The 22,282-nt window shown below is 57.6% G+C and carries 28 protein-coding genes; 20 read left to right on the top strand and 8 right to left on the bottom strand.

Features of this window, described 5'->3' with window-relative positions; genetic code table 11:
* Nucleotides 1–29 precede the first annotated feature (29 nt).
* The 15 genes from PCAL_RS10295 to PCAL_RS10225 all read left to right on the top strand — a co-directional run bounded on the left by PCAL_RS10295 (nt 30) and on the right by PCAL_RS10225 (nt 10,601).
* On the top strand, nt 30–587 hold the full coding sequence (locus PCAL_RS10295; protein WP_011850621.1) for a c-type cytochrome: 558 nt from the start codon (nt 30–32) through the stop codon (nt 585–587).
* A 62-nt stretch (nt 588–649) separates the two neighbouring features.
* Nucleotides 650–1,489 (top strand): heme o synthase, encoded by an 840-nt coding sequence (gene cyoE, locus PCAL_RS10290; protein WP_011850620.1) that lies wholly within the window; start codon nt 650–652, stop codon nt 1,487–1,489.
* Nucleotides 1,490–1,538: 49 nt separating this feature from the next.
* Nucleotides 1,539–1,787 (top strand): hypothetical protein, encoded by a 249-nt coding sequence (locus PCAL_RS10285; RefSeq protein ID WP_011850619.1) that lies wholly within the window; start codon nt 1,539–1,541, stop codon nt 1,785–1,787.
* The gene (locus tag PCAL_RS10280; RefSeq protein WP_011850618.1) at nt 1,765–2,214 is read left to right on the top strand and encodes a cytochrome c oxidase subunit II; all 450 of its coding nucleotides are present in this window, start codon (nt 1,765–1,767) and stop codon (nt 2,212–2,214) included. Before PCAL_RS10285 ends, PCAL_RS10280 begins: the two co-directional genes overlap by 23 nt.
* Before the next feature lie 57 nt (nt 2,215–2,271).
* Nucleotides 2,272–4,668, top strand: a complete 2,397-nt coding sequence (locus PCAL_RS10275) for a cbb3-type cytochrome c oxidase subunit I (RefSeq protein WP_011850617.1) — start codon at nt 2,272–2,274, stop codon at nt 4,666–4,668.
* On the top strand, nt 4,652–4,876 hold the full coding sequence (locus tag PCAL_RS10270) for a respiratory chain protein (protein ID WP_193322698.1): 225 nt from the start codon (nt 4,652–4,654) through the stop codon (nt 4,874–4,876). The genes PCAL_RS10275 and PCAL_RS10270 overlap by 17 nt, the downstream gene beginning before the upstream one ends.
* A complete protein-coding gene (locus PCAL_RS10265; protein ID WP_011850616.1) occupies nt 4,836–5,342 on the top strand; it encodes a hypothetical protein in 507 nt (168 codons plus the stop codon). Before PCAL_RS10270 ends, PCAL_RS10265 begins: the two co-directional genes overlap by 41 nt.
* 171 nt (nt 5,343–5,513) lie before the next feature.
* Nucleotides 5,514–6,017 (top strand): class I SAM-dependent methyltransferase, encoded by a 504-nt coding sequence (locus PCAL_RS10260; RefSeq protein ID WP_193322697.1) that lies wholly within the window; start codon nt 5,514–5,516, stop codon nt 6,015–6,017.
* A gap of 82 nt (nt 6,018–6,099) precedes the next feature.
* Entirely contained in the window at nt 6,100–6,792 is a 693-nt protein-coding gene (locus PCAL_RS10255) for a nitrous oxide reductase accessory protein NosL (protein ID WP_011850614.1), read from the top strand.
* 117 nt (nt 6,793–6,909) lie between these two features.
* Nucleotides 6,910–7,524 (top strand): hypothetical protein, encoded by a 615-nt coding sequence (locus PCAL_RS10250; RefSeq protein ID WP_193322696.1) that lies wholly within the window; start codon nt 6,910–6,912, stop codon nt 7,522–7,524.
* The gene (locus PCAL_RS10245) at nt 7,478–8,647 is read left to right on the top strand and encodes a right-handed parallel beta-helix repeat-containing protein (protein WP_193322695.1); all 1,170 of its coding nucleotides are present in this window, start codon (nt 7,478–7,480) and stop codon (nt 8,645–8,647) included. Before PCAL_RS10250 ends, PCAL_RS10245 begins: the two co-directional genes overlap by 47 nt.
* The gene (locus tag PCAL_RS10240; RefSeq protein WP_011850611.1) at nt 8,644–9,270 is read left to right on the top strand and encodes an ABC transporter ATP-binding protein; all 627 of its coding nucleotides are present in this window, start codon (nt 8,644–8,646) and stop codon (nt 9,268–9,270) included. Before PCAL_RS10245 ends, PCAL_RS10240 begins: the two co-directional genes overlap by 4 nt.
* Nucleotides 9,254–9,997 carry a hypothetical protein gene (locus PCAL_RS10235; protein ID WP_011850610.1) on the top strand — a complete coding sequence of 248 codons (744 nt, stop codon included), beginning with the start codon at nt 9,254–9,256 and terminating at the stop codon, nt 9,995–9,997. Before PCAL_RS10240 ends, PCAL_RS10235 begins: the two co-directional genes overlap by 17 nt.
* Nucleotides 9,994–10,341, top strand: coding sequence for a hypothetical protein (locus tag PCAL_RS10230; protein WP_011850609.1), 348 nt, complete (start codon nt 9,994–9,996; stop codon nt 10,339–10,341). Before PCAL_RS10235 ends, PCAL_RS10230 begins: the two co-directional genes overlap by 4 nt.
* Nucleotides 10,342–10,370: 29 nt before the next feature.
* Nucleotides 10,371–10,601 carry a ferredoxin gene (locus PCAL_RS10225; RefSeq protein ID WP_193322694.1) on the top strand — a complete coding sequence of 77 codons (231 nt, stop codon included), beginning with the start codon at nt 10,371–10,373 and terminating at the stop codon, nt 10,599–10,601.
* Here PCAL_RS10225 and PCAL_RS10220 read toward each other — a convergent pair.
* From PCAL_RS10220 to nosZ, 7 genes are read right to left on the bottom strand one after another with little or no spacing between them, the layout of a single operon-like run.
* On the bottom strand, nt 10,503–11,660 hold the full coding sequence (locus tag PCAL_RS10220; RefSeq protein WP_011850608.1) for an MFS transporter: 1,158 nt from the start codon (nt 11,658–11,660) through the stop codon (nt 10,503–10,505). The genes PCAL_RS10225 and PCAL_RS10220 overlap by 99 nt on opposite strands.
* A gap of 28 nt (nt 11,661–11,688) precedes the next feature.
* Entirely contained in the window at nt 11,689–12,474 is a 786-nt protein-coding gene (locus tag PCAL_RS10215) for an ABC transporter permease subunit (RefSeq protein WP_011850607.1), read from the bottom strand.
* Nucleotides 12,468–13,055 (bottom strand): ATP-binding cassette domain-containing protein, encoded by a 588-nt coding sequence (locus PCAL_RS10210; RefSeq protein WP_193322693.1) that lies wholly within the window; start codon nt 13,053–13,055, stop codon nt 12,468–12,470. The genes PCAL_RS10215 and PCAL_RS10210 overlap by 7 nt, the downstream gene beginning before the upstream one ends.
* A 22-nt stretch (nt 13,056–13,077) precedes the next feature.
* Nucleotides 13,078–14,346, bottom strand: coding sequence for a right-handed parallel beta-helix repeat-containing protein (locus tag PCAL_RS10205; RefSeq protein WP_011850605.1), 1,269 nt, complete (start codon nt 14,344–14,346; stop codon nt 13,078–13,080).
* Nucleotides 14,346–14,900: a hypothetical protein gene (locus tag PCAL_RS10200; protein ID WP_011850604.1), complete on the bottom strand. Its 555-nt coding sequence runs from the start codon at nt 14,898–14,900 to the stop codon at nt 14,346–14,348. Before PCAL_RS10200 ends, PCAL_RS10205 begins: the two co-directional genes overlap by 1 nt.
* Complete coding sequence (locus PCAL_RS10195) at nt 14,897–15,340, bottom strand: nitrous oxide reductase accessory protein NosL (RefSeq protein WP_193322691.1); 444 nt, start codon at nt 15,338–15,340, stop codon at nt 14,897–14,899. The genes PCAL_RS10200 and PCAL_RS10195 overlap by 4 nt, the downstream gene beginning before the upstream one ends.
* Nucleotides 15,341–15,357: 17 nt before the next feature.
* The gene (gene nosZ / locus PCAL_RS10190) at nt 15,358–17,505 is read right to left on the bottom strand and encodes a Sec-dependent nitrous-oxide reductase (RefSeq protein ID WP_193322690.1); all 2,148 of its coding nucleotides are present in this window, start codon (nt 17,503–17,505) and stop codon (nt 15,358–15,360) included.
* 127 nt (nt 17,506–17,632) lie between these two features.
* Between nosZ and PCAL_RS10185 the strand changes: the two genes are divergently transcribed.
* From PCAL_RS10185 to PCAL_RS10170, 4 genes are all read left to right on the top strand, one after another.
* Nucleotides 17,633–18,064: a bacterio-opsin activator gene (locus PCAL_RS10185; RefSeq protein ID WP_011850601.1), complete on the top strand. Its 432-nt coding sequence runs from the start codon at nt 17,633–17,635 to the stop codon at nt 18,062–18,064.
* A gap of 91 nt (nt 18,065–18,155) precedes the next feature.
* The gene (locus PCAL_RS10180) at nt 18,156–19,268 is read left to right on the top strand and encodes a hypothetical protein (RefSeq protein ID WP_011850600.1); all 1,113 of its coding nucleotides are present in this window, start codon (nt 18,156–18,158) and stop codon (nt 19,266–19,268) included.
* Nucleotides 19,269–19,277: 9 nt separating this feature from the next.
* A complete protein-coding gene (locus tag PCAL_RS10175; RefSeq protein WP_011850599.1) occupies nt 19,278–20,246 on the top strand; it encodes a hypothetical protein in 969 nt (322 codons plus the stop codon).
* A gap of 117 nt (nt 20,247–20,363) precedes the next feature.
* Nucleotides 20,364–20,822, top strand: a complete 459-nt coding sequence (locus PCAL_RS10170; RefSeq protein WP_011850598.1) for a LuxR family transcriptional regulator — start codon at nt 20,364–20,366, stop codon at nt 20,820–20,822.
* On the opposite strand, the gene cyoE (PCAL_RS10165) is transcribed toward PCAL_RS10170, so the two are convergent.
* Entirely contained in the window at nt 20,819–21,655 is an 837-nt protein-coding gene (cyoE, locus tag PCAL_RS10165) for a heme o synthase (RefSeq protein WP_193323044.1), read from the bottom strand. The genes PCAL_RS10170 and cyoE (PCAL_RS10165) overlap by 4 nt on opposite strands.
* A 158-nt stretch (nt 21,656–21,813) precedes the next feature.
* On the opposite strand from cyoE (PCAL_RS10165), the gene PCAL_RS10160 reads away from it, so the two are divergent.
* Complete coding sequence (locus PCAL_RS10160; protein WP_011850596.1) at nt 21,814–22,269, top strand: helix-turn-helix domain-containing protein; 456 nt, start codon at nt 21,814–21,816, stop codon at nt 22,267–22,269.
* Nucleotides 22,270–22,282 lie beyond the last annotated feature (13 nt).

Below are 22,282 nucleotides of genomic sequence, written 5' to 3'. Positions count from 1 at the left end.
TTTAAAAAAGTATAGATATCGAATATTTAATGAAAACATCTCTGGTGATAATAATCGCCGTGGTTATAATAGTCGTAGTCGCGGCGCTGGCCTTAGTGGGCTTAGGCACCCCCGCCACCCAGACCCCAACGCACCCCTCCCCAACCACTTCCCCCTCGCCAACGCAGACTACTACTCAGACTCAACAGCCTCAAACTACCGAGCAACCGCCTTCTGCGCCGTTATACAACGCCGAGTTGGCCAACAAGGGCCTTTCCTTTTTCAAGGAGGTTGGGTGTGTGGCTTGTCACTCGATTAAGTCTCTTGGCGTGTCTGGGGGGAATGTGGGGCCAGACTTGAGTAAGGCGTTGTTAGACTCTCAGTCTCAGTGGCTTGGGAGATACTACAAGGAGAACGGCCTTCAAAACCCCGCCTCAGATCCGGCGAAGGCGGCCGAGCTCTTGGCCAAATTCCTCACCCAGCCCCCGCAGTACGCCACCACCATGACGGCGCAGATAGCCGCCTACAAGTCCCTATACGGCGACCAGTGGGAAAAAGAATACGTCCCAGCCCTAGTGGAATTGATGAAGATGGCCGCGTCGAAGTGAGTTTTATACAAAAACGGCCTTGTTTCGAGTTTAAGTATATAAGGTAATATTTCACTTCCCCCATGGTTAAGCCTTATCTAGTGCTTTTGAAGCCGCGGGTTATTTGGCTTTTGGTATTGGCGAGTGTCGCTGGCTATGTATATGCGGCGCCGGTGGTGGATTGGGGGAGTCTCTTGGCGTTGGTGGTGGTGGGCGTCTTGTCGTCCGGGGGGGCCGCCGCCTTTAACCACGTATTTGAGAGAGACATCGACGCGTTGATGTCGAGGACTGCGGCGCGGCCGTTGCCCAGGGGGTTGGTCTCGGTGGGGGCTGCGTTTGCCTATGCCTCGGCCGTTTCGGCCCTAGGCGTCTTGCTCAGCCTCGCGTGGCTGGGGCCTCTCCCGACGCTTTTTGTCGTGCTGGGGTGGTTTTCCTACGTCGTGGTTTACACTGTGTGGCTGAAGCGGAGGAGCTGGCTCAACGTCTTGGCGGGGGGATTCGCGGGCAACGCCTCATTCCTCACCGGCTACGTCTTCGGGAGGGGGACGTTGGACTGGCCCGGCGTCTTGATGTCCTTCGCCGTATATCTCTGGATCCCGGCGCACATATGGTCTCTGGCGTATAGGTACAGAGAGGACTACAGGCGGGCGGGTGTCCCCATGTTCTCCACAGTAGTCGACCAGCGCACCGCGGTGGTGGCCATTTCGCTCTTGAACATAGCGTCGGCGTTGTACATGGCGTTCCTCTATGTGCTCTTCGGGGGAGATCCCCTCGGCTATGTGTTTGTGGCCCCCGCGGTGGGCCTCACCTTGTACACAAGCGCGCTGGCCCTTGTGAAAAAGAGCGACGACGCCTTCTGGAAGATGTTCAAGGCCTCGTCCCCCGCCCTAGCCCTCTTCCTAATCGCCCTAGTGTTGCACTAACGCCTGTGCGCTAAAAGGTAAATTTTTTAACTTTTGAGTTCTCTCGCACATGTTTTCGAAGAAAGATTACCTCTTGCTCACAGCTGTGTGCACATTGGTACTGCTGGCGTGGCTGTACGTGGTAAACTTCGGGAAGCCTCCCTTTGAGCCCGCTTCCTACATCTCCCAGGTCATATTTGACGCGTACACCGCCGTTGTCGTGGCGGCGGGCGTCGTGGCCAGTATATTCATAGGCGCCATGGTGTACTTCACAGTAAAGTTCAGGGCGGGTGACCATGGAGAGGGGGAAGGTCCTTGAGTATTTGACCATCTTCGGCGCCGCCGCCATCTTGGGCTTCTTAGCCTACATAACGGCGGTGGGGCTGTACGCGGTAGACAACTACGGCAAGACGGCGGGCAAGGCCGCATTTGGCACAGGGGGGTACGAGGTGATAAAGGTCTACGGGCGCCAGTTCTCGTGGGTGTTTGAATATCCAAACGGTACCAAGACCTTCAACGAGCTGGTGATAGAGAGGGGGAAGTTGTACAAGTTGGAAATAACCTCCTTAGACGTGGTGCACTCCTTCTACATAAGAGAGCTCGGCATTAAGTACGACGCGGTGCCGGGCTTCTGGTACACCATGTGGCTTCAGGTGGACAAGCCCGGCGTCTACAACATACTCTGCGCGGAGTACTGCGGCGCAAAGCACTACCTCATGCTCGCCAAGTTGATAGTTGTTGGCTAATTTCCAATTCTGTTGTTTTTTGGAAGAAAATTTTTAAAGAAGGACACACTAGACCACATGCATGTGTTGGAGAAGCTTCTCGACTATTTAACTACGACGGATGCCCACAAGATAGGCATCATGTACATAACGCTGTCCGTCATAAACTTCGTGTTGGCTGGCGTCATGGCCTTCTACATGAGGCTCACCATTGCCGCAACTCCGCCCGGCTCTCCCACGCCTGCTGAGTTCCCAGACCGGCTCTACTACTGGGCTATGTCTCTCCACGGCCTTGCCATGTTGCTCCTATTCGCCACGCAGGCCGTCGTGGGACTGGGCAATTTGCTTGTTCCCAAGCTCATAGGCGCGCCTGACCTCTACTGGCCTCGGATAAACGCCCTCTCTTTCTGGATGCAGGTGCCCGCCACCATCCTCTTCTGGAGCGGCGCCCTCTTCTGGCAACAGGGAGACGCCCCCGGGTGGACCCTCTACGCCCCGCTCTCCACTAGGTCTCAATCAATTGGCGTAGATCTGATACTCTTCGGCATAATCATAGGCGGCTTCTCCTCCACGCTGACTGGTATAAACTTCATACTTACAATTACGCGTCTGCGTAGGCCGGACATACCCATGTTGGACATGTCCCTCTTTGCCTGGTCTATACTTGCCGCCTCACTCTTGATGGTGGCCGCCCTGCCGCCTCTGGCGGTTGGCTCCATAATGCTCATCCTCGAGCGCCACTTGGGCATGGCCTTCTTTGACCAGCCAATCGGCGACCCGAGGCTTTGGCAACACATCTTCTGGTTCTTTGGCCACCCCGAGGTCTACATCTTGGTGCTCCCAGCCATGGGGCTTGTCTCTGAGATTATACAGCGTATGGCGGGTCGGAGGGCCTACGGCTACACCGCCATTGCCATCTCATCTGTGGCCATAGCGTCTATAAGCTTCGCCGTCTGGATGCACCACATGTTTACCGCGGTGCAGGACTACGCGCCTAGGATAGCCTTTGCCATAACCACCATGGCGGTGGCCATACCGTCGGGGGTCAAGGTGTTCAACTGGGTGGCGACCCTCTACGGCGGGCGCATAAGGCTGAAGGCCCCCATGCTCTTCATGTTGACCTTCCTCCTCTTCTTCATAGTAGGCGGCGTCACTGGGGTCTTCTTCCCCGTGGTGACCCTCGACCTGCACCTGCAGGACACCTACTTCGTCATCGGCCACTTCCACTACATAGTCAACGCCATCGCCTTCGCCGCCTTCGGCGCCCTGCTGTACTACTTCCCCCACCTCACTGGGAGGTGGTACCACGAGGGGGCGGCTAAGATAAGCTGGGCATTGATAACTGTGGGCGGCTTCGCCACGTACACCCTGATGGCCGCCGCGGGGGTCCTCGGCTCGCCGAGGCGCTACGCTGGGGCGCCCACGCCCGACCTCTACCCCTACCACGCCGCAATGACCGTGTTCACATTTGTCCTAACGGCAGGGATTGCCCTCCTCTTCTTTAACATCGTGTGGAGCTTGTTCAACGGCAGGCCTGTGAAAAACAGAGAAGACCCATGGGGAACGGCCAAAATAGGCCTGCCCGACGTGGTTCCGCCGCTGGTCAAGACGCACCACGAACCTAACCCATGGCCGTTCATCTTCGGTAACGCCATGATACTGGTGCCCTTCGGCGTGCTGTCCCTACTCAAAGGCTACTCGCCCATTGTGGCCAACTCCGGCCTTTTCACAGGCGGCATGCCCATGGGCATTTTGGCTCTGGGCGTATTTCTAGCCTTTGGAGTTGCCTGGCTGAGATTCGACCTCGTGGGCAACTGGCTTAAGATGAGGCACATGGACGGGGCGGCCCACTTCGAGATACCCAAGCCTCCCAGCGTCTGGGGCGACCTAAAGGCGTCTGTGGGCTGGGTAATATTCTCAGAGTTCGTCATATTTGCCACGTTGATCAGCTCGGCCTACTACGCAAGGGTCGTGCTCTACGACAAGTGGACTGCCGCGGCTGAGCACCTCCCGCCCCTGCTGGGCCCCTTGTCCATCGCCATGTCCATAGCCTTGTGGTCGAGTAGCTTCACGGCCATGGCGGCGAGGAGGGCCCTTCTCTCAGGCTCTCTCGGCCGCTTCTACGGGTGGCTGGCCGCGACCATGGGCCTAGGCCTGTTCTTCGCCGCGGGCCAGTTCTTTGCCGAATATCCAGAGCTCATGCACCACGGCTTTGCGCCTGGTTCGTCCATAGTCGCCAACTACTTCTACACATTGGTCACGCTCCACGGCTTCCACGTAATAATAGGCCTAGTTTTCTGGGCCGTGGTGGCCGTGATGGTGCGCCTCGGCTACTGGGGCCCGAGGAGGCCGCAGGGCGTTGAGGCTGCCGAGTACTACTGGCACTTCGTCGACGGGATATGGGTTCTCCTCTTCTCCACATTCTACCTAGGCCTCATAAACGCCATTCCGCCGCCCTATGCCGCTGGAGCCTAACGCCGTTTTAAAGTACTTCTCTCTGGCGGTGGCCGTGGTGTTTGGAGCGGCCGCACTGTGGGTCGCCGCCAGCGCCGCGTGGGCGGGGCAGTTCGACGCGCCGCTGTTCTCTTCCTTCCTCCTCTTCTCGCTCATGGCGCTGTCCTTCTACTACTTTGAGAGGTGGTATGAGCGGTGGCGGCGCGAGGCAGGGGTGCGGGGCCATTGACATATCTCTGGCCAAGGTCTTCGGCTTCGTCGGCGCGCTGTCCTTTGTTGTAGAGGGTATCCTCCTCCCAGTGACGCCAGCGGCCCACGTGATACTCTTCGCCTCGTATCTCTGGGCCATGCGGCGGTTCTGCATAGAGAGGAGGCGCCACCTCGCCTTGTGGATAGCCACGGCGATAGCCGCCTCGGCCGCCACTCTATACGCCACGGGCATGACCCCGGTGAACCTCCTCTTTAGGAGGGCGCCGCTGGAGGCCTTGGCCTTAGTGGCGCTTCTCTGGGGCATATCGGCGTTGCCCTTCTACGCGGTGAACGACCCCCTCTACAAGGCCACTGGGGATTACAAGTTTAGACTGGCCTGGATCTCCTACGCCGCGGGGGCCGCTCTCTTTGTCGTAAACGTGGGATTCATCGCCCTGGCCTACGCCTTCCTCGTGCTGGCCCTCGCCTTCTTGAACCTCAAGTAGCAATCGCCAAGGCATATTGCGCCTTTAGACCAGCGGTGTATCCGCGGCCACAACTCCTCCGCAGTTGAAGCACCGCGCTAGAGCGATAGAGTGGCTGGCTTGTACGTGGCACCGGGCAGTGGTGACGCGTCTGGGGGCATAAGGGTTAAAAAGTTGAGCTTGGGCGGCGGCGTGATTGAGGAGGTTTTCCGCGACTTGGACCGCTACGATTTGGGGGACAGCGTGTTGGACGTGGGCACTGGCTTCGGCGTTCTGCTCGAGTACTTAGTTAGGCGGGGGGTGGGGAGGATTGTGACAGTGGACGTGGACCCCTCGGCGCTTGGCGCCGCCAAGAGACGCTTTCGGGACTTGGTGGAGGTGGGGGTTTTGAGAGCTGTCTTTGGCAGAGCTGAGGAGTTGCCCTTCGGCAATGGGGAATTCCACTCCGTAGTGTCTTTAATGGCTCTTCACCACTTCTCCGATGTCGAGGCGGCACTGAGGGAGGCCCAGCGCGTTGCCAGGAGACTGGTCTTGTTTTACGACTGGACAGAGGCCGCGGCTATGAGGTACAACCCCCACAGCCCAGAGGAACTTAGGGCGCGGCGGGAGGAGGCGCTGAGAGCCGCCGAGCGGCTTGGCTACCGCTGGGAGATGCACGAGCTTTGGTACAAGCTGGAGAAGAGGAAGACGGCTTGACGCCGGCGTTGTAGTACAACACTCTTGAGGCCCTCCGCCGAACTGTACCACAAAGAATAAATGAGGAGAAAGCCGGAGGCCTATGGCTAAGGCGAACTACCTTGTCCCACTGGTGGTCGCAGTGGTGGTGGGCCTTGCGGCGTATTTCGCAGGCGTGTCCACTGCCCCAACGGCTACAGTGACTCAGACCGTCGAGCGGACTGTTACTCAGACCGTCACCCAGGCAGTTGTTAAGCGGAATGCGCTAGAGGAGATGTTTACTAACGGCACCTTTGCGCATCGGTGTATTCTCTGCGGGATGGACGTCTCCGAGGCTGAGAAGATGGGCGTCTCAGCCATAGTAACCTTCTCCACGGGGAAGACGGCTAAGACCGACGACATAGGTTGCATATTTAGAATGGCGTTGATGCCTGTGGAGAAGTGGCCCTTCATTAGGCGTATCACGAACGTCACAGGGCTGTCTACAGCGGAGGTGAGACAGGCGCTGGGCGACGTGGTGTCCGTCATGGTTCCCGACTACGAGAGCGCTAAGGCCGGCGTGCCGCTTTATATTGACGCCAAGAGGGCCTACTACGTCATTATGCAGAACCTGAAGACCCCCATGGGCGACTGCGTGTTCGCCTTCGCCGATAAAGACACCGCGGCTAAGTACAACACCACGGTGTACGCCTACGACCAGATGTTACAATTATACAAAGAGGTGATGCAGAAGACCGGCATGCCGCGGCCCAATTGGTGCAGAAGCGGCGGAATGATGCCCAGCCACGGCGGCTAGCCCATCTGCGGGCTGAAACCTCCTCTTTCCACGCCCTTTCTTTGCCCTGGTACGCCCCGCCGCTTTCTCTCGGCGGGTTGTTCCACTAGGTTTATAAGCCCCGGCGCCTTTCGCCTCATGGTCTCTCGGAGGAGGTTTCTCGCGGCGGTGGCTGGGGCGTCTCTCGGCGCGGTTTTGGCGGCGTTTTGGTGGCGCTGGGGTGGGGCGGGTGGCGGGAGTGCGGGGGGTGTTAGGCGGTGTGGGGAGGTGCGGCTTGTCTACGGGAGAGAGGAGTGCCCGGTGTGTAAGATGGTGGTGGACTACCCGCCCTCTTCTGCGGCGATGAGGGCCAGGGTGAGGGGGGTGGAGAGGTGGTACTTCTTTGACGATTTAGGCTGTATGGCTGTTTGGTATAGGGAGGTGGAGAGGCAGGGCGGCGAGGTGTTGGAGGTCTGTGTGCGCGATAGAGTGGACGGGGGCTGGATCAGGGGGGAGGATGCCGTGTATTTGGCGACGGGTGAGTTTACGGCTATGCAGACGGGGATTGTGGCTGTCTCGCCCGACAACGTGGAGGCTTACCGGAGGGGCGTGGTGAAGGGGCCGTGGCGCATAGAGACGCTGGACGGGCCGCAGAACTACTCCCCGCCGCCTCCCGGCGAGGTGAGGGGCGTGGTGGACTTTAAATGTCTCGTGGAGAAGTTTGACTATGGGGCTGCGTGGTCTGTTGATCCTAATTGGTATCGCGGTTGCTAGCGCCGCGGCGCAGGTGGTGGTAGTGGACAAGCCCGGCTTCTATGACTATGTGTCTGGGGAGAGGGTGGTGATAAACGCCAGCGACGTGAAAATAGGCGTCTTAGAGGTACGCGGAGGCGGGGGCGAAGTGGCCCTCCCGAGGGAGATGACGGCTTACAAGGTTAAGCCCACGGTGGGCTGCGTCGTGGTGATCGGCGAGCGGGTTGCCGTGGAGGCGGCGCGGGTACACTGCGTCAACGGCTTGCTCATCTTCAACTCCACAGACGTCTACATAGGCAGGCTGGAGATGTGGGGAGACCCCTCTCTCCCGGTCTACCGCCGCGGCCTCGGCTTCTACGTTTTTGGGAGTAGAAACGTCACTGTCAACGCGGCTGTGGGGGGCTACTTCCACGACTGCATCTACGCCGAGTACAGCTCTGCCCTCCGCATAGGCAACTTCTCCCTCGCCTCTTGTAGATACGGCGTGCATATAATGTTCAGCGACGGCGTCTCGGTGGCCAACGGCGTCGTTAGAGACAGCTACGTGGGCGTGGCCGTCATGTATACCTCAAACGCCACGGTAAAGGGGGTCGAGGCGGTGGACAACCGGGAGTGGTCCGAGGGGTACGGCTTCCTAATAGCCGAGGTGAGGGGCGGAGCAGTGGAGGACTGCAGAGCCGTGGGCAACATCCATGGCTTCTACGTCTTGACCTGGGGCGGCACCGCCGTGGCCGTGTCCAACTGCGCCATTGAGGGGAACTACGTGGGAGTGACGATTAGGGGCAAGGGCTCGTCGGGAGTCGCGTTTTACAACAACTCGCTCCTCGGCAACGTGGTGCAGGTAGTGTACATGGCCATAGGCGAAGACTTCCCACAGGCACGGTTCGTGGGCAACATGTGGCAGGGCCACGGCACCTCTGCCCCTTACGTCTACGTAAGCGCCTTCTCAGACCTCTTCACGGCCACGGAGGGGGCACTGGGGTGGCTTGCCGCCTTTCCGGCCAGGGCTGTGATCGACGGCGTGGCTGGGAGGCCCCTGGCCTTTGACCCAAGCCCGGCCCCCGCCCGCGGCGGCTCCCCCTGGCAGTTGGCCCTCCTCTTTGCACTGCCCATTGTAGCATACGCAGCGCGGAGGCGGGCATGAGAGTGCGGAAGAAGATGCGGGGGTTTGTCCTCGACGTGGAGGTGGAGGTGGGAAACGCCATTGTCCTAGGCCCCAACGGCAGCGGCAAGTCTACGCTCCTCAAGTGTCTGGCGGGGGTATACCTCTGCGAAGGCGACGTGTTTGACGACGCCCTCTACGTCCCTCCAATACCCCAACTGCCGCCTGGCACCACCGTGGGGGAGTACGTGCGCCACATCTCGAAGATGCTGGGGGTGGAGTTCGTGGACTTCTTCGACGTGGGGCCCTTCCTGGGGAAGAGAGTGGAGGAGTTGAGCACGGGGATGGCCTACAGGGTCGTCCTCTCTCTGGCCTTTTCCACAGACCGCCGCCTCCTCTTAGACGAGCCCCTCTCCTCTCTAGACGCCAGGTGGAGGCTGAGGCTTGTGGAGCTTTTATCTGGCAGGAAGTTCATGGTGGCGACTCACGACCCCCTCCCCTTCCTCCCCCTCGGCCCAGACGTGGTGGTTCTAGAGGAGGGGAGGGTGAAGGCTGTGGCAAAGGCCGAGGCGGTGAGGGCGTTGTACTTAGAGAGGTGCGGCGGGGAGCTGTGCGCCAGGCCCGGCGGCGCAGTGCCAGTGGTTGGCTATGATGTATCTGCTTAAGCGGGACGTCTTCAGCCCCGTTGGGCTTGCCCTAATGGCGGTGGTGTGGGCGGCGAGCGTGGCGGCGGCGTCGCTTGGCTACGCCTTTGCCGCAGCAATATCCGCGGTGAACATACTCTCTCTGCTGGTCTTCCTCCTCTCCATCTTCGTCGCGGTGGCGGGGGTTGTAAACGATAGAGAGGGCGCCGTCTATTTCTACCTCTCCAAGTGGGGCAGAAGGCGCTACGCGGCTTGGCGCCTCTACGTAAATACTCTCTACGGCGTTGTTGTGGGCTTCGCCTCCACGGCCCCCTACTACGTCCTCAGGCCTGAGCTGTGGCACATCGCGGCCGCTGCGGTCTTTGCCACGGCCCTCCTTGGGTCTCAGCTGGGGACGCTGGCTGCCTTCAGCGCCAGGGGCAGGGGGTATGCCTACATGTCTGCCCTAGCCGCCTGGGTCTTCCTGGCCCTAGTCTACGACCTGGCCGTGGCCTTCGCCGGCCTCTTTGCCCCCATGGGAGACGCCCAGCTCTTCGCCCTCTTAGTGCTAAACCCATTCCACTGCGCAGTCCTCCCCTCCCTCCTCATGCTGGACCCCCACATGCTGACGCTGGGAGCCGCGGGGCAGTTCGCAGTTAGACAGCTGGGCCTAGGGGCCGCCGCCCTCCTAATCCTCGCACTATACGTCATATATACGGCCATATTCGCCTACGCCGCCTACGAGGCCGGCAGGGGGAGAGACATATGAAGTGGGCGCTTCTACTCGCCATCCCCATCCTCGTCGTGGCCCTCTCCCTCTCCGGCCCCCACGTCTCCCACCTAACCCTCGGCCACTTCCTCCTCCACATAGCCACAGCCGTGCTGGTGGTATTGCCCGTCTACTTGGCAGTAAATGCCTATGCGAGAACGGGGAGCAGGAGGTTCCTCCTCCTCACGGCGGCCTTTGTGGCCTTGGCGGCTAGAGAGATAACGCTGAGCTACTTCATGATATCGGGCGCCATGGCTACCGTTGGGGACATCCCCGTGGACCACCTCCTCGGCCTAGTGGCCCTGGTCCTCCTCACAGCGGCATTTCTAGTAAAAGAGCAATAACTCTTTTAAAGCAACGTCCACACGCAAACATGATTATTGTGAGAGTGGACAGGTGGCTTTGCACGGGCTGCGGCTTGTGTGTTGGGCCCGTCTTCGCCCTTGAGGGCGGGTACAGCGCCGTTAGGCCAGAGTTTAGAGTAGACGGAGACTTAGAGAGGGGGCTAGTGCCGATGAGCCTCTTGGAAAACGTGAAGAGAGCCGCCAAGGCGTGTCCCAACCGGGGAATTACGTACGCCATACGCGAAGAGGGCCAGAGTTAAGACAGCCAGCGCCGCGGCGGCGAGGAAGGGCGCCGAGGGGCTCAACGCCTTGTACAAGTAGCCCCCAGCCGCGGGGCCCACGAGCCTCCCCAGCGACCCCGCAGTCTGCATGACCCCAAAGGCTAGGCCCACCTTCTCTGCCCCCTCTGCCACAGCCTTGGAGATAAAGGCAGAGGCTATGATCTGCCCAGCAGACGCCACAGCCACGCCTACGAAGAGGGCTGGGACAGCTGGCACAGCCACGGCCAGCAGGCCGCTCGCCATGGCGGCCAGCCCCACGGATATGCCTCTGCCAACGGAGCCTCCCCTCTCCAGCCTCCTCACAGCCCACTGCGCGCCGCCCGCGGCTACTCCCGCGAAGGCCATCATGAGGCCTATGTAAGCCGGCGTTAGGCCCAAGTCGCTCCCGTAGTAGGACACGATGGACTCGAACTGGCTAAACGACATATTCATGAGGAAAAACGCCGCGGCGACCAGCACCACCACTTCGCCGCCGCCCCCACCTGCCTTGGGCACCGGCGGACTTGCTGGGGACCTATAAACAGCGGCTGTCCACAGCGCAGCCGTGGCTGAGAGGAGGGCCGCCGTGAGGAATGGGCCCCGTGGAGATAGAACGGCCACCACGCCCCCAATTAGTGGCCCTAGGACGAACCCCACGCCGAAGGCCATGCCGAATAGGGCCATGGAGGCGGCCCTCTCCTCTGGGCGGCTGAGCTCCAACACGGCGGCTTGTATTGCTGGAAGCGTCCCTCCGCCGAGGCCGGCGATGGCCCTTGCCACGAAGGCTGTGGGGAGGTCTCTCGCGAGGTAGAGGCCGGCGTGACCCAGGGCCGCTAGGCCGAGGCCGGCGGCGATGATGACCCGCCTGCCCACTCTGTCGGACACCCAGCCCCACAGAGGCGCAGAGGCGAGCTGGGCGAGGGTAAATACGGAGGTCAAAAGCCCCTGCACCACAGCATCTCCACCCAGAGACTTGACCAAGGTGGGCATGACTGGGATCACAGCGCCGAAGCCCACCATGTGGAGGGCCACCGCCACGAAGAGGGCCAGCTTGGCCATAGGCCGCCCGATATATCTGTTAAAAACTTTACCTCTGCCTCACCGCGAGGACTATAAATATGGCCGCTGGGGCCGCCAAAGCCGCGGCGGGTAAAACTAAGACCAAGTCGCCGAGAGAAAGTTTCACCTCGACTGCTGTGATGGGGTTGAGAAAGGAGAGGGAGCTGTCGATGGTGTACATGGCTAAGAATCTTGCGGCGCCTATGGGGTTTATAACATATGCCACAAAGAGCTCTCCAGGGGCGAGAGAGGGGCCTATGACCATTAACACTAGGTCGTGGACGTAGGTGAGGTATAGCCATATTAGAAAGCCTGCCCCCATGGCGGCGGCTTTGTCTGAGAAGTAGAGAGAGACGGAGAAGCCAAGCGATAGGAGGGAGATAGAGAGCGAGGTTAGGGAGAGGCCTAGGATTAACAGCTGGGGGAGCGACACGGCGAAGACGGCGTATACTACAATGAAAGAGGCTAAGTAGGCGGCGAGGGTCGCCATTGCGGTGGAAATGGAGAGGCCTAGCCACCGCTGTAGTAGATAAGAGCGCTTGCTCACAGGCCTGGCCAAAAACCACTCTAACATGCCCTCTTGATCATCTTGGTATACTAAGAGGCCCAAGAGGAGCGAGGTTAGGGAGACAAGGAAAATTGAGGCGTTGACCACCGCCAAGGCCACTCTGCCGTAGAGCTCAGGTTGAATCCACGCCAGTCCCACAAAGGCGCCGTACATGACAAATATGGAGACTGAGGCGAGCGCCACGGCATAAGCCACCACCCATCTGTGCCAGAGCCACTGCCGAAGCGTGTAGAGTAAAATCACCATATCCTCTTCACCTCACCTCCCTCCATTTCCACGACGGCGTCTGCCAGCTCCGCCACTTCGTCACCGCCATGTACTGCGATAAGGACTGTGACACCGCCTTTGAGCCTTCTCAGTTGTTCCACAGCCCACGCCCTCCACGTCTTGTCTAAGTTGCTGAAAGGCTCGTCTAATACGAGTATTGAAGGGCTGTGGCTTAAGGCCAGCGCCAGGGCCAACCTCTGCCTCTCGCCCCCTGAAAGCCGTTGTACCTCCCTATTCCACAACTCCGCAAGGCTCACCATTTCTAACACCTCTACCCAATTCGCCTCAGCGTTCGTCAGCCGTAGGTGTAGCTCGACGACTTCTCTCACCTTTAGCTTAGGAAAAGTCAAAAGCTGGGGCACATACCCAATCCGCCGCTTCACTGCCGGGTTGATCGCAGGATCTGCCCCCTCTATCTCCACATCGCCTCTACAGGGGAGTATGCGTAAAAGACAGCGGAAAAACGTGGTTTTCCCAGAGCCATTTGGCCCTGTGATTACTACAAAGGCCCCCCGGTCCACTTCGAGACTTACATTTTTTAAAATCACTACATCACCCACGGCGTAGGATAAGGAGTTTGTTCTAACTGCGACGCCAGACATAGGCTAAGAGCACTGAAGCGAGGGCCAAGTAGAGCAGGTAGAGGCCGTGGGGGGTGCCGGGAGGCGGTATGGGGTATTTATCTTCCAATACGCCGCCGCCTGGGTAAGCCACGCCTAGCACATACTCCATGAGGCCATAGGCGGGGGATAGCGCGAGGATCTCCATCTGGGGGTGCTCTGAGAGAATTTGGTCAAAGACCCGCTGCACAGCCACGTAGCGGCTGGTGGAAGTGCCCCAGAAGTTGCCCCTCTTGGCGGTGGCGTTGTAAAGCCGCGCCTTGTTGTTAAAAAGCGGAAGAACATCTCTCACATTTTCTACAAAGTAGTTGCCATAAATCGTAGGCGACGATATGGGGTCTAGCCTAACGCCAATGTTGTTGTAGGCAATTACGTTGTCCACCACCTCGACGAAGCTACCTGGGGTAAAGGGAGACCTATAGAAGTCTACGGCTATGTAGTTTCGCGCAAAGATGTTGTTTCGCACCGTGACGTTGTTGGATTCAAAGACCACCACGGCGGCTCCTCCAATGGCTCTCACGTCGAAGACTTGGTTTCCCACTATCTCCACCCTCTCGCTGTACATGGGTATAAAGCCGACGACATACTGGCTTACGGTGTTGTTGGCTATTACAACTCCGGCGCAGTACATGAGATGTACCCCGTAGCGGCTCCCGTTGAAAAACACGTTATCGACAACCCTTAGCCCATATGCATGATCACAGTAAACTCCGTCCAGAGTATGCGTAAAATAGGACTTGGCCACTGTGACATTCCAAGAGTACCACACATATACCCCGTGGCCCCTAAAATACTGCGTAAGCTCGTGTAAAACCACAACCCCGCCTTGCTCAAAACGGGCCACTGGGACGCTTCTAAAACTTGCAATACGGCTATTCACAATTTTTACATTCGACGAGTTATATATCATTATTGGGTAGAGGCACTCCTCCACTGTCACATCCTCGATTACTACATCTCTGGCGTTTTCAATCCAAATACCAGAGTCAAGCCCACTTCTACCACAATTTCTCACTACCACGCCTTTAATTCTCACCCCGCTCGCAACGATCTTAAGCACTGTACCATTGCCACCGCCGTCGAACACTCCTCCGACTAATGTGACAGGTTTGTCGATTACGAAGTTGCCAACGAATGTCCCATTTAGGACGATTAAGGAGCCCGGCGAGGTAGCCTCAAAAGGGTTGGCTTGGACAAAGACGAGGGCCGCCAAGAGGAAGAGAAAAAACATCAAATTTTAAACCTCTCCCCCAGGTATGCAAATATAGGCGCCGCCGCAAGAAGCCAGAAGCCCACGTCTAAGATGTTAAACGCGGTGAAGTTGGCAATTTGGTAAGTACCCATAACGATTGGAGTAAACGGCTCTACCTTTATAGGGGCTCCGGGCTGTATGCTGTGGCCTAGATTGTACAGCCAGTATTGGAAATAGGCGACGCCGCCAATTAGGGCTAGGTACGTGATTAGGGCGACCCACCTCAGCCTAATTTTTCCCAACATATACAAGATATACACCGCGGCCAGCCCCGCGGGGAGCAGGGGAATTAACTTAAGCTCAATCATCTTCTCTGGCTCAAGAGGCGGCAGACCCACGTAGTGGTGCGCAATATTTAACTGCATCAACGCATCTGGCGGCGTGTAGTCCACGTATCCTGCGAGCATTACCTTTATGTAGACCTGGCGCGTATAGCCGAAGATCGGCGAAGAGAGATAAGTGGACCAGAAGGGGAAGGCGTAGCTTGCCAATATTAAGACGAGGCCCACCAGCGTCAAAATTCTGACCTTCATGTCCCCAACGGCGCTATTTCCTCTAACTTGCCCACAAGCTCATCTATCGTATACACTTGCCCAAACTTTGCGGCCTCCTCCCTATTCTCAAAGGCGGCGATGCCAGAGCCCATGGGGGTGGGAATTCTCTTGTTCACAACATAATAGGCCTCGCCCGCCCTTATAAGTCTTCCTGTGGAATAGTCGTGGACATACGCCTTCCCCACATCGCCTAGCTTGTCCACAGCCTTTAGGTAGAGGAGGAGGCATATCACGTCGTCGAAGTAGACCCACTTTCCGTCCTCGTTGTAGACCGCGGCGAACCTCCTATCTACAATAACCATGCCACAGTAGGCGCATTTATCCACGCCGAGTCTCACGTCTGGCACACCGCTCTGCCTAGGCCTTGTCAGCAAATATGCCGCACCCCCAGCCACCAAAAGAGAGGCCCCGAGTGCCATGAGAAATGCCCGGCGACTTACTCCTCTACTACCAGCCATCCCACCATTTCTAAGTGGAGCGGTGAGCAGAACTCGTAGCAGTAGAAGGCAAATACGCCGGGTATATCTGCCACAAACTCTATCTCGGCATATTCGCCGGGCTCCAGCGAGGCCGCCACATTGTACTCAGCAATGGCAAGGCCATGTGTGGCATCTACGCTCTTCTCTATGTTGGTTAAGTGGAGGCGCACTATGTCGCCCTTCTTTGCCACAATAATGTTAGGCCTTATAGTCGACCTAATCACCGTGCCCCAAACCTCAGTGACCCACCTCCCGTCTGGTAGCTGATACCTCTGCACCCGCTCCTTGCCTATTTCAGTCACCGCATTGGAGCTCAACTGGAACTGGCCATCTTTCATGACGTGGGGGTCCGTGCCCACTGGATATACGTCAAGCGGCTTTATCTTCTCAGCCCGTATAGCCTTGGCGTAGTGCGGCTCGCCCCAGCCCACGGGCACCTCTGCGAGTAGCCTCATCTTATCACCAGATATATCTATTAGCTGGAAGTTCTGAGGCTTAAGCGGCCCCACTGGGAAGAATCTGTCTATTGACCACTTGTTCAACGCCACTAGATACTTCCCAGCTGGATTAGGCGAATTAGACTCTGGCACACATATGTGGCCCACGTTGTAGTGTATCTGCACTTTGTCTACCACTGTGAACGGCTTATCGCCTCTGTACTCGGGCGAGCCTAGGGTGAATTTTGTTACTACATTTTCCACGAAGCAACTGATGTAGGCGTTGCCTCTCCCGTCGAATTCTGTGTGTAGTGGGCCTAGGCAGACCTCCACCTGTCCCGCAACCACGCTACCGTAGTCCAATATAGGCACTCCGTATCTGTCCTGCCCCTCGAACTTCTTATCTGCAATGGCCTGCTTTATCTTCTCCGTGCTGTAGACTGTGGCGTAGGGGGCCAGTTTGCCTCCCACAGATATAAAGTGCCCGCCGGGGGATGTATCTACGCCGTGGGGACTCTTGGGCTCTCTAACAAAGAACAACACCCCCTCCTTAATCGCGTCCTCTAGGGAGAGGACTTTTATGCCGTTTATCTCCTTGCAACGGCCTTGCCTCAAGCAGAGGTCCTCAGCCTTTCTCCACAGCACTATGTGTAACAGGTCGTAGTCGTTCTTAGACAACTTTGCCTCATATGGCGTCTCTCCGAACATGCCCTCTGTGCCAAAGGAGTTGACAAACGCCAAACCGTCGCCGGGGCCCCAGGATATTGTGGAAAGGTCTTGCACATAGGGCGGGACCTCTATTTGGAAGCTTTTCGACAAGTCGAATCTCCCAGTGTTACGGTCAAAGGCGAGGAACGTGAGGGCACCCCTCATGTACTCCCAGAAGTACTTTTCATCTTTTACCACTTGGCTCCACGGGACCTTGGTGACACCTGGCTTATATCCTCTGCCCGGCTCCCAAGGCGCTGGATACTGCGTGGCGTATAAGACGTACTCCGTGTTTGGAGTAGTGAAGGCGCCGCCGTGGATAGTTTGTACATTGGGGATTTTTACAATGTCCTTGGTCTCAAAGTCTAGTAGGGAAATGGCGGCTGCTCTCCCGTTCACTTTGTCGCCAATGAACAGCCATCTGCCGACATATTCGGCGTTTTGCCTATCGAACTCGGGGTGGTGGGTGTCGCCCCAGCTGAGCGGCCTGCCAGCGGTGGCTCTCTCGCTGAAGAGAACTTCCATGGTCTTCCTATCGTGGTAGCCCCAGCCCTGCCAAGGCTCGGGAGTGAATACGGCTATTATGCGGTAGAGCTTCAAAGAGGGAAGGCCGTAGACCGCCACCTGCCCCGAGTGGCCGCCGCTTGAGAACATGTAGAACTCGTCGTACTTCCCTCCGGGGAGATACGTGGCCACGGCATTTTCTACGTCTTGAGGCGACAGCCCTCTTGCCGCGGCCAATTCTTGGACCCGTGCCGACACGCCGGGGGGCGCCGGCGCCACAGCCCCCTTGGCCAAGAGCTGGCTTAAGGCGAGGCCCCCCACCAGCCCCACGGCCAGTCCCCCTAGGCCTATAACCACGTCGCGCCTAGAAATCTTTATTTTAGTCGCCTCCTTAGCCCCGCCGCCCCCGGCGCCGGGAGACGACGAGGCAAACCTCACCTTTGTAGGCGTTCGCATATGTAACAGTACGTGGTGCGGGATAAGTCTTTTGGTTAACCTCGTTAACCTCTAGAACGGCGAGTCTGTACAGAGCCGCCGTGGCGTTCTAGGCGGAAAAGCTTTTTATAAGTGAAAAAAAAGACTCATGTATATCTGTATAATTAGACATAAGCCATGCCCTCATTTTTTGGCACAATCTGGGGATGAGTTTAAACATGTTGGATTCAGAGTGGAGAACGGCGACTTGGCTCACCTAGTTTGGAACGGGAGGCTCAGAAAAGTTGTATGCAGGAAGGACTGCTCCATCGCGAAGCTTGTATCTAAGTCTTATATCAAATCTATTCTTACCGTGGATGGATATTTTATATTTGCCATAGTGGTGAGGGGGCAGTCGGCTTATGGGCCTTGTTACGCCCCTTACAGATTTAACTTGACCGAAAGGGAAGTGGAGGCTTTGCGTGTGTTTTCTTCACGCTCTATCAAAGGCGCGGCTGAGAAGCTGGGAGTTTCTAAGGCGGCTACAAGTAAGCTTGTGAAGAGAGCTGTGAGAAAATTACTGGCTCTACTGGGAGAGTGATCCTCTCGCAGTGCTTAAGGCTTGGCATCGGGATGCGCGATGGCCGCCTTAGGGTTCATCATGTTTTTATGTTGACAACGGGAAGTGCTCTATGTCGACAACGCTCTTTCCCCGTTTTGTGGCTGTGATGGCGTCTGGGCTTTTGTCGCTGGTGTTGGGGGGTCTCACGGGGATTTCCATATTGTGGAGCTGGGCGGGGCTTCCTTCGCCTATTCCGCTGGGGCTGGATAGGCACTGGCTTCTCATGATTTTCGGCTTCTTCCTAGCGCTTATTGGGAACGAGGTTCTCCACGTGCTCTCGCTGGAGTGGAGCGGCAGGGCGGCACCCCTTGCATACATGGCTCCTTTCGCCGCCATGCTCTGGTTGACCGTGGCCTTTACCTTGGCGGGGGCCTTTGCCGCGGCCTACCTCTCCTCTTTCGTGGCTTTGCTGATTCTCCTGGCGTACGCGGGCAAAGTCTACCTAGCGCCCTCGCGGATAGGCCTCAGGCCTGTGCTCTACAACTACCTCTTGGCGGCGGCGCTGGCTGTGTCCGCCGTAGTGCCGATTTTCGGCTTACTTGGCCTTTTCAACGCCGCGGTCGCCGCATTGGTATTCCCCATAGGCACCATCTTCGCCGTTATGGCCAGAGACATCTCTCTAGTGACTGGGAAAAAGCCCGCCAGGGGGTGGGGCAACGCCGTTGCCTTTGCCCTCATAGCCGCGGCGTTTTTCACATGGGCCGCCGGGGCGCCGAGGGCAGCTGGCGTGCTTATTCTCACAGCCTCAGCCCTCTCGCTGGCCTCCTCCGGCCTCTTGAGGGGGGTAGAGGTGCGGTACTCCCTTGTCCAGATATACACGGCGTATTTCTGGCTGGCCCTCTCCGGCATAGTTCTGACGGCTACAGGGGGCGCCGGGCTTTGGTACGACGTGGCGGTGCACGCCGCCGCGCTGGGCTTCATTTTTAACATAGTGTTTGGAGTAGACGTGGTGCTTATGGACATGCTGGCTGGCCAAGTCAAGAGGGTTACTGTGTCAATAAGGCGCAGGGGCTTCCCAGTCGCCGAGGCTGTCCTTTCTGCGCTGTTAAACGTGGGGCTCCTCCTCAGGGCCCTCTACCCCGCATGGCCGACGCCTCCCTTGGCCGCGCTCACAGGCCCCGCCGTGGGTGTTGCCATCGTGGCATTCCTATTAAACATGCAACGCAGACTAAGAGGGCTTTAAGCGGCCGCAATGGGCCTCTCGCCTTGGTTGCCAGTGGGGAGGTCTGAGCCCTTGGCTTTTTACAAGGCCGTGGTAGACGTGGTGTGGGCCTCCAGGCTCGCCCTCTTTCTTTCGGCCTTTTTCTTGGCCGGGGGCGCCCTCCTCGCCGCCGTGGGGCAGGTGGCGTGGCATATGTCCCTCATGGTGTCGGGCCTGCTGGCGTTCTACTTCGCCGTAATGTACATCCAGCTACCAGGCTTCATCAACGCGGCGCCGGCTAGGTGGGCCACGTGGCTACTCACAGCCCTCTTCATCCTTGGCACAGCCGCCTCCCAGCTCTACGGCTACGCCGCCTACGCCCCCTTCTCCGCCGTGTACATCGCCCTATACGCCAAGGGGCTTGGAAAAAAGCCCACCTTTTACCCCAACTTAATCACCATACCAGGCCTCGCCCTTCTCCCGCTCTCCCCCACCCCCCTAATGGCGGCGCTATCTTTCCCACTGGCCTCCGTCTACACTCTTCTCTACCGCGTAGACGTCTCTAGGGCAAAGGCGCGTTTTAGGCTGAAGGCGGCGGCTACCCTGGCCCTCCTCTACGCCCTAGCCTGGGCCGCGTCACTGTGGGGGCATCTGTGGTCCTTCATATTCCCCTCCATTGCCCTAACCCTAACGGCTCCTCCCAAGCCCCGCGACGCATACGGCGTGGGGTCCCTCTTCTTTAGAGTAGCCATAGCCCTGGCCCCTCTGGGGCACCACTTCGCCTACATGGCCTTCGCCGTCATAATGTCCACCCTCTGCGTGCCCTACTTCCTCCCCTCAATCCTCTACAGAGAAGCGCCAAGCTACAAGTACGAGCTACTAGCCGCGTCGCTGGCCGCATACGCCCTTCGAAACGTCGGCCTAACGGCGCCAGCCGCCGTGTTAGTAGTGGGGATCGCGGGTTACGCGGCGCTTCGGTCAGCCAAGTCGAAGCCAGTCCCCCTCAACCCGCCGCAGTAACTGAAAATACGATGATGCATCTCTATGTATTTATGTGTGATAAATAATATAAAAATGTTACTATATGTAAAATAGCATAGTGTAACAAGACTTATTAAGTTAAAACTACTTACTACTATGCAGTTTCTTAGAGTTGTTTTACGTACATGCCCAAAGGTCCCCCGCGACGCCTATGCCCATCTAGGCTTTCACATGCGCAATGGGCATGTAATACACCTTGTGGCCACCCCTCGGGGCGTGGAGAGGGTAGTAGCCAAATGCGACGAGTGTGTCTTCTACCAACTGGCGTCAAGCGGGTACATCTTCGGCGGAGTCAAGCTGGGCGAGGGGCGTATCACTATCGTGGTGACTGGCAACGGCGCTGTTAAAAGGGTCTTGAGAAACTCGCCCCAAGTGGTAAAGGTAGAGGAGGTGTCCTACAAGAACCTAGTGCTCACTGAAAAACAGCGAGACGCGCTCCTCCACTTGGCAATGGGCAAGGGGGCCGGCGACTTGGCCAAAGAGCTGGGCGTAAGCAGAGTGGCGGCGCTTAAGCTAATTAGGAGAGCTTTGAAAAAGGTGGCCCTCCTAGTCTAGGCCAGCATTACTGCGACCAAGAATATCGTCAAGACGGGGGCCGAGGATTTATACATCTTCCACATGGCTCCCTCAGTCCTCTTCACCAGCGCGTATATACTCGACGCAACGGCCGCCCCCGCGCCCACGGCGACTAGCAACAAGGACAAGAGGGAGGGCAAAAAGAGCAACGTCAAAAGTGCTATATAGGCGACACTTGCCACGTTCAAGACAGATATCACGACGACAGCCTTCTGCTCGCCAATTACGACAGGAAGCATGGGGACGCCAGCCCTTCTGTAGTCCTCTTTGTACTTGTAGGCCAGAGACCATATGTGCGCCGGGATCCAGAGATACACGGCAAAGGACATTAACACTGCGGCGAGGTCTATGTGGCCCTTTCCCAGCGCATATCCGCCTAGAAAAACCGCGTTCCCGGCGAATCCCCCTGCCAAGACGTTTAGCCAGCTCCTCCTCTTAAGCCACATGGTGTACACCACGGCGTAGAAGAACCAGCCCAAGGCCACGAAGGCCCCCGGCAACGGGCCCAGCAGGAGGAAGCCCAGGGCAACGCCGGCCGCGGAGAGCGCCAGAGAAAAGGCCAAAGCCCTGCCCGGCTTAATTAGGCCCATTGGAAGAGGCCTACGAGACGTGCGCCGCATTGCCGCGTCTATGTCACGCTCCCAGTAGTGGTTAAACGCGGCAGAGCCGCCCGTGGCCAAGAGAGCCGCCAAGAGAAGAGAAGACAGCTTGCCCCAATCCACGCCCCCCGCGGCGTATACGTACCCAGCTGCGCTGGCCAAAATTAAAAGCCAAATGACCCTCGGCTTTAACAAAGTCAGATACGCCTTCACCACGACACTTACACGAAGCAACGCCTAAAAGCATTCTGGTTAATTTAGTTAACCAGAAGACAATTGTGCAATTTTTTCCATACTTCTATTTATTAGTCTATTAGGGAATAAAAATATAGAACATAGAAAAAGTTAAATATTGATACCACTTATTTACTGTGAAATTTCTTCGCGTAGTTTTAAAGCCGTGCCCACAGACGCCGGCCGACGCCTACGCCCACCTGGGCTTTCAGATACAAAACGGCAAGCTCGTCCACGTTGTGGCAACGCCTAGAGGAGTCGTCCACATAGTGTCTAAATGTGAAGAGTGTATACTCTACAAACTCCTCTCCGTGGGGTATGTAAAAAGCGTAGAATTGGAAAACAGGCGACTCGTCGTAGTGGTAGGCGCCACACCGGCTGTGAAAAAGCTCCTGAAAGCCAACCCACATGTCGTCAAAGTGGAGGCAGTGTCTCACAGGAGGCTGGTTCTCACAGAGAGGCAGAGAGCTGTCCTGCGCCGAGTGGCAGAGGGGAGGGGCTTGGGAGAGGTGGCCAAAGAGCTGGGGGTGACAAAGGTGGCCGTGTACAAGGTCTTCAAAAAGGCGCTTGAAAAGGCGGCCCTTCTTATTTAGAAAAAGTAAAGCC

The sequence above is a fragment of the Pyrobaculum calidifontis JCM 11548 genome, from assembly GCF_000015805.1.
GTDB classification, from domain to species: domain Archaea; phylum Thermoproteota; class Thermoprotei; order Thermoproteales; family Thermoproteaceae; genus Pyrobaculum; species Pyrobaculum calidifontis.
This window is presented reverse-complemented; position numbering and strand designations above follow the sequence as displayed.